Here is a 5,701-nt window from a genome sequence, read left to right as displayed (position 1 = left end):
ATCAGATGCACCACACAGGTCTGGACCGTGGTGGCCGGCCACACATGCTCGACAACCTCCGGCAGGCCCTTGAGACCGTCGCAGACGAGAAAGAACACGTCTTTGGTGCCACGATTGCGGATGTCAGTGAGCACGCTCATCCAGAACTTGGCGCCCTCGCCGCCCGTGCCGGCCCACAAACCAAGCACGTCGCGGCGCCCGTCCAGGCTCACCCCGATGGCCGCGTAGATCGGCCTGTTCGCGACCTGGCCGTCGCGGATCTTGACCACGATGGCATCGATGAAGATCGCTGCGTACACCTCATCGAGCGGACGTGCAGACCAATCCTGCATCTCCTCGATCACCTTGTCAGTGATCCGGGAAATCGTCTCCTTCGAGACCGATGCACCGTAGATTTCAGCGAAGTGCGCGCTGATCTCCCCAGTCGTTAACCCTTTGGCGTACAACGATAAAACGATCTCATCAACGCCGTTGAGCCGACGCTGCCGCTTCTTGACGATCTGCGGTTCGAACGTCCCTTCGCGGTCTCGGGGGACTTCGATCGGGACGTGCCCGGTCGACTCGGTCAGCACCGTCTTCGACCGAGTGCCGTTGCGGATATTTGTTGATGCCCGACCCGGGTTGGCCTGGTTCTTGTCGTGCCCGAGATGCTCGGTCATCTCCTCGTTCAATGCCGTTTCCAGGACCGTCTTGGTGAACTGCTTGAGCAGCCCATCCGGGCCCGTCAGCGACAGGCCCTGCTCTTTCGCCAAGCGCACGAGCTCCGCTGCCGCCGCCTCCTCGGCCGACGGTGGTGTCGATTTCTTCTTCGTCACATCATCCAGTGTCGTCATCACGGCACCCTTCTCGCCGGGCATTCACCCAGCGTGTCGGGCCGAAACACCGTTTAAGAAACACTCCCGTGACGGTAGCCATCACGAGGTAGACGGCTGGCCTGCCGTGTTGATTTCGGACAGCGGAGTTGATTATTTCTCTACGCTGCCGTTGCCGGCTGGATGTTAGCGTAGTGCACCTCGTTCGGCCGCTTGTAGCCGATCGCTGAATGGCGTCGTCGGGGGTTGTAAAACCCCTCGATGTAGCTGATGACGTCACGTCTGGCCTGCGTCTTCGTGGTGTAGACGGTGCGGTGCACGCGTTCGTTTTTCAGCGCCGAGAAGAACGACTGAGCCTGTCAAGATAATTGTGTGAATTTGGGTTAGACTAGCACTCCTGGCTACGTGGGAATTGTCGACCTCTACGCCAGAGTAGGCAGATAACTGGTCAATCAAGCCCAGGACTTGAACTAACGTAATCATTGTTATCGGTACGCGAAATATTCTGTACCGCAACAGGATTGCGGAATATCTGACGTAGTATTCTTCGCCGGATGTCTACGGGTGGATGTCGCGCGGCGCACAAGGCGCCCATGATCACGTGATCTCTGCCCGCCCGGCTTACCAATCGGACGCTGCAGCGACGGACCTGGCCGGACAGCGCCCACGCATTCGACCCCGTCCAGTGAATTCAGACAGACTGCCCCACCCGAACTTTCGTCACCCGTGACGAAAGATGCGAGGCGGAGGAGGCTCAGTTGATTGCTACCCACAGCACCACGAACAAGATCGCAAGCATTCCGGCGATTCCCACCGTCACGATGCTGGCCCACAGTTCATCATCACGCCGGGTGGAGGTGGTTGGCTTCGGTGCGCCCGGATGCGGTCTCTCGTCGGTCTCTCTCATGAAGCTCCTTTGAGTCGGTGGCAAAGCGACTATTCTTTCGTCACAGGTGACGAAAGAATAGGAAGTATGGCGAGTAATTTCATGCACACCAACATGTTTCGTGGTACGCGCGGTCGGTTCCGCGGGTGCGGTCAGTGTGGGGCGGGCAATGTCGTCGCCTCGGGGTGGGCTGATGGGGTGAGCACGCGGTAGACGATGGTGGCGGTGTGTCCGGGGTGCCCGTGCTGTACGTCGATGAGGTCGGCGAACTCTTCCCCGACTGCTTCGGCAGCGGTGGCGGCGATGGTCTCGAAGTAGAACAACCGCTCATGCTCGCTGCTCCACAGTTGGGGTGCGTCGGGAACGGTATGGACGAGGTGTCGGTGCTGCATCAGTTCGTTTCTCCTGGCTTGTCAAAAGGGTTACCCCCACCCACCATAGGCACCGCCTTAACGGTTTGTTAACTGACTGATGCGTCACATACCCCAGTACTGGGGTCACCGCAGGTGAGGCCAGACGCATGCACGAACCGGGGATCTAGGGACCCGGTCAAGCATCCGGCCGGGCCCCGGCTTCGCGCCCCAGGCGCACACACCCCACCCCAGCCATGCGAGTCACTCGACATTGCTGTTCCTGTAGCAGAACTCTCTGGTGCGCAGCGCATTTCGTATCGTTGATGCACAGCAGCCGTACCCCACTGCAAGGAAGGCCACACGGGGGGCTGTCGACTACTTTTGGTCTGGGTCGCTGGCGCCTGGCGACTTGCGCCTGGACCTGAGCTATCGACCCGATGGGTGGCACTCATGTGTGCTCGCCACGGTCTCTTACCTGCTACAAGTGTCGCCTGCTGCTTACAGGGGCTAGCTGGCGTGGGGCTTACGGGCTGCGCTCGTGCGAAGATGAAGTTGCCGGCGGAGACGATGCCAGCCATATGCCCGCCGCGCCTATTACGGCCACGCGGGCAATGACACACATCGCCTCCAGGGGTCGAAAGGGGACACCGCCGTGCATTCAGAGGACGATCCCGACGCTCTCGTCATCGAGCACACCGGCCTACGCGCCGGGAGTGCAGCGTTGACGGTCATTACCGTGCGCCGTGAGGAACTGGTGATCCTCACCGTCGAGGGCAGCATCGACGTCCTGAGCGCCCCGCAACTGAGTGAGGCCATCACCGATGCCCTCACCGGGCGGCCCCGCGGCCTGATCATCGACCTCACCAGCACCGATTTCCTGGCCTCAGCGGGCATGAGCGCCCTGCTCACCGCCCGCGACGCCATCGCACCCACCGGACAGTTCGCCGTCGTCGCCGACGGCCCCGCCACCTCTAGGCCCATCCGTCTCGTCGGACTCGACGACACCCTGACCCTCTACCCCACCCTCGATAACGCCATCGCTGCCCTGAGCTGACCACCGCGCCCACCCGGCTGCACCCAACGACAGCTCAGACCCACACCACCGCCCGGGGGCACTAGCCACTCACTGGTTCCCTTCCCCACGCCAGTCTGCGGGGGCCGGTATCGCGGTGGCGACTGCTTCGGCGGCCAAGGTGTGGGCTGAGGCCTCCGAATGACCTTGGCCGAGAAAATATCCGATCCACTGCTCATAGGTCACAACAACGAAGGCTACCCACCGGGCGCACCGCACGGTTCCCAGGTCTAGGTTCCCCGGGATCTGGTTGTGGGGTCAGTGTTTGCCGCAGGGCGACAGGGGCTACGCCCTAGGTATGAGTGCAGACAAGAACGTTCCTGACCTTGATGACGTGATGGTTCCGACCGAGACCGCCATCCCGGATCACCACGAGCACGCGAAAGCACCGAAGCATCTCGACGACGAGGACCTCGATCAGCGCGCACGGCATGAGGAACACCTCGTCCACGACGAGAACTCGTCCACCGATCCAAGCGATCGTTAGTCATGAACGCCCGGGACACCGACGTCCGCGATGATCCGGCCACAGCCGACCCGGACGACCCCCGCAAGCCCGAGTCCCCCACCGACTTGACGAAACCGTCGGTGTGGTTCGTGCTGCGCAAAACGGTGCGCGAGTTCTCCCGCGATCAATGCACCGACATCGCCGCCGCCCTGACCTACTACGCCGTGCTCTCCCTGTTCCCCGCGCTGCTCGCGTTGGTGTCGCTGCTCGGGGTCTTCGGACAAGGACAAAAAACCACCGATGCCGTCCTGCAGATGGTCGACGACCTCGGGCCCTCCTCAGCAGTGGACACTCTGCGCGGGCCGATCGAACAACTCGTCGCCGCGCCCAGCGCCGGCCTCGCCCTCGTACTGGGACTGGTTGGTGCGTTGTGGTCGGCATCAGGATATGTCGGCGCGTTCGGCCGCGCCCTCAATCGCATGTACGAGATCGACGAAGGCCGCCCGATCTGGAAACTGCGGCCCATCATGCTGCTCGTCACCCTGATCGCGCTCATCATGGCCGCAGCCGTCGCACTCATGCTCGCCGTCAGCGGGCCGATCGCCCGCTCCCTCGGGGACGCCATCGGACTGGGCAGCACCGCTCTCACGGTGTGGAACATCGCCCGCTGGCCCGTGGTCCTGATCTTCGTGGTCCTCATCGTCGCGATCTTGTACTGGGCCACCCCCAACATCCGCCAACCCAAGTTCCGGTGGATCAGTACCGGGGCGGTGCTGGCCATCGTCGTCTGGATCGTCGCCTCAGTCCTGTTCGCGCTGTATGTCGCGAACTTCGCCAGCTACAACAAAACCTACGGCGCCCTGGCCGGGGTCATCGTGTTCCTGCTCTGGCTCTGGATCACCAACCTCTCGCTGCTCTTCGGCGCCGAGTTCGACTCCGAACTCGAACGCGGCCGCCAACTCCAAGCCGGCATACCCGCCGAACAGCACCTGCAACTCCCACCCCGCGACACCCGCGCCTCGGACAAAAACGACGAGACCGACCGCAAGTTCGTCGAACGCGGCCGCGCCCTACGCCAATCATCCGGTCACACCACCGACCCGGCACCTGACCCCCATCCCGCCGGCCCCGACCACTCAGGCGGGCACGGCGCCGATCCCTATATGCCGCCCCGCAACAACTAAGATGACCGCTACCTAGCCGGGCCGTCTCGCCCCGATCTGCCCACAGCTTCGAAAATGAACGACACCCACGCTGCCCGGTAGGCAGGAGTTTCTGAAGGGCAGGGGGCATTTCACTGCGGGGTGCCCATCCCCGGCCCCCGCCGCTGCGAATAGAAAGTTATGGCGCTGCGTCACTTCACGCTCGATCAACTCATCCTCTCGCACGACGACCCCGCGCTCGAGAGCATGCGCCGCAGCGGGCTCTTCGACGATCTCGCAGCACACCACGCACGCCTGCACCACGAACGTGTGGGCGGCCCGATCACCATCACCTGGACCGACACCACCACAGTCGAGATCAGCTACCCCATCGCACCAGCTACGCCCCCGCACCATCACGAACAGATACCCCGGTCGCACACCAACGACGTAGCCCTGCCCATCCGGTAGCGGCCGACCACCAGCCGACGCACCACACGTACAGACTGTGGTGCACCGCACCAGCTTGCGTTCATGGCACCTGTAGGTGGTGAGCTGCCCCGGCTGCAGCCAGTGCGGTCCCGCGGCCGGGGCGGCACATCGACAGCGAAGGGGTACGTCGCTGCCGACAGTCGCTGACCCTACGCCCGCACCCGACCTCACACGCAAGAAGACCAATCTCGAACCCATCGACGATGACCCTGCACATCCTGTCGGCCACCGCTGTAACGCTGGTAGAACGTGTTCCTATAGAGGGGTATGGATACGGTCGGGACGCCCGCACAGCTCACCGCCCTGACCCAGGCTCGGGACTGCCCCCACTCCGGTTGACGGGTGGGTGAGCGGTTCAGGCCGCGGTTGCGGTCTGGTTGATTGTCTCAAACTCGATCGGAGTGAGTCTTCCGAGCCTGCGTTGGCGGCGCTTGCGATGGTAGGTCCGTTCGATCCAAATCACGATCGCCATCCGCAGCTGCTCACGGGTAGACCA

Annotated in this window: 7 protein-coding genes and 2 pseudogenes; 4 read left to right on the top strand and 5 right to left on the bottom strand. The window is 62.9% G+C overall.

Features of this window, described 5'->3' with window-relative positions; genetic code table 11:
* The 4 genes and pseudogenes from DFR67_RS30025 to DFR67_RS30015 form a co-directional block, all read right to left on the bottom strand.
* Positions 1 to 833, bottom strand: an 833-nt coding sequence (locus DFR67_RS30025; RefSeq protein ID WP_110473109.1) for an IS256 family transposase, incomplete at its 3' end; no start/stop codon positions are given.
* A gap of 140 nt (positions 834 to 973) precedes the next feature.
* Positions 974 to 1,171 (bottom strand): annotated as a pseudogene (locus DFR67_RS30020) (IS3 family transposase); the annotation flags it as partial.
* Between the two features lie 395 nt (positions 1,172 to 1,566).
* On the bottom strand, positions 1,567 to 1,719 hold the full coding sequence (locus tag DFR67_RS30720) for a hypothetical protein (RefSeq protein ID WP_158540082.1): 153 nt from the start codon (positions 1,717 to 1,719) through the stop codon (positions 1,567 to 1,569).
* Positions 1,720 to 1,850: 131 nt separating this feature from the next.
* Positions 1,851 to 2,090: a hypothetical protein gene (locus DFR67_RS30015; RefSeq protein ID WP_110473108.1), complete on the bottom strand. Its 240-nt coding sequence runs from the start codon at positions 2,088 to 2,090 to the stop codon at positions 1,851 to 1,853.
* 613 nt (positions 2,091 to 2,703) lie between these two features.
* Between DFR67_RS30015 and DFR67_RS30010 the strand changes: the two genes are divergently transcribed.
* From DFR67_RS30010 to DFR67_RS29995, 4 genes are all read left to right on the top strand, one after another.
* Positions 2,704 to 3,105, top strand: a complete 402-nt coding sequence (locus DFR67_RS30010; protein WP_110473107.1) for an STAS domain-containing protein — start codon at positions 2,704 to 2,706, stop codon at positions 3,103 to 3,105.
* 316 nt (positions 3,106 to 3,421) lie between these two features.
* Positions 3,422 to 3,610, top strand: coding sequence for a hypothetical protein (locus tag DFR67_RS30005; RefSeq protein ID WP_110473106.1), 189 nt, complete (start codon positions 3,422 to 3,424; stop codon positions 3,608 to 3,610).
* 2 nt (positions 3,611 to 3,612) lie between these two features.
* Entirely contained in the window at positions 3,613 to 4,755 is a 1,143-nt protein-coding gene (locus tag DFR67_RS30000) for a YihY/virulence factor BrkB family protein (RefSeq protein ID WP_245938251.1), read from the top strand.
* A 159-nt stretch (positions 4,756 to 4,914) separates the two neighbouring features.
* Entirely contained in the window at positions 4,915 to 5,184 is a 270-nt protein-coding gene (locus DFR67_RS29995; protein ID WP_110473105.1) for a hypothetical protein, read from the top strand.
* Positions 5,185 to 5,560: 376 nt separating this feature from the next.
* Here DFR67_RS29995 and DFR67_RS31340 read toward each other — a convergent pair.
* Positions 5,561 to 5,701: pseudogene (locus DFR67_RS31340) on the bottom strand (IS3 family transposase); the annotation flags it as partial.

It is taken from the genome of Williamsia limnetica (assembly GCF_003217475.1).
Taxonomy (GTDB): domain Bacteria; phylum Actinomycetota; class Actinomycetes; order Mycobacteriales; family Mycobacteriaceae; genus Williamsia; species Williamsia limnetica.
The sequence above is the reverse complement of the archived record's forward strand: the minus strand, read 5'-3'. Positions and strand labels throughout refer to the sequence as shown.

Bases quoted from the DNA above. Each gene is read 5' to 3' on its own strand.
- DFR67_RS30720 (WP_158540082.1), bottom strand. From the start codon at position 1,719: ATGAGAGAGACCGACGAGAGACCGCATCCGGGCGCACCGAAGCCAACC.
- DFR67_RS30015 (WP_110473108.1), bottom strand. From the start codon at position 2,090: ATGCAGCACCGACACCTCGTCCATACCGTTCCCGACGCACCCCAACTG.
- DFR67_RS30005 (WP_110473106.1), top strand. From the start codon at position 3,422: ATGAGTGCAGACAAGAACGTTCCTGACCTTGATGACGTGATGGTTCCG.
- DFR67_RS30000 (WP_245938251.1), top strand. From the start codon at position 3,613: ATGAACGCCCGGGACACCGACGTCCGCGATGATCCGGCCACAGCCGAC.
- DFR67_RS29995 (WP_110473105.1), top strand. From the start codon at position 4,915: ATGGCGCTGCGTCACTTCACGCTCGATCAACTCATCCTCTCGCACGAC.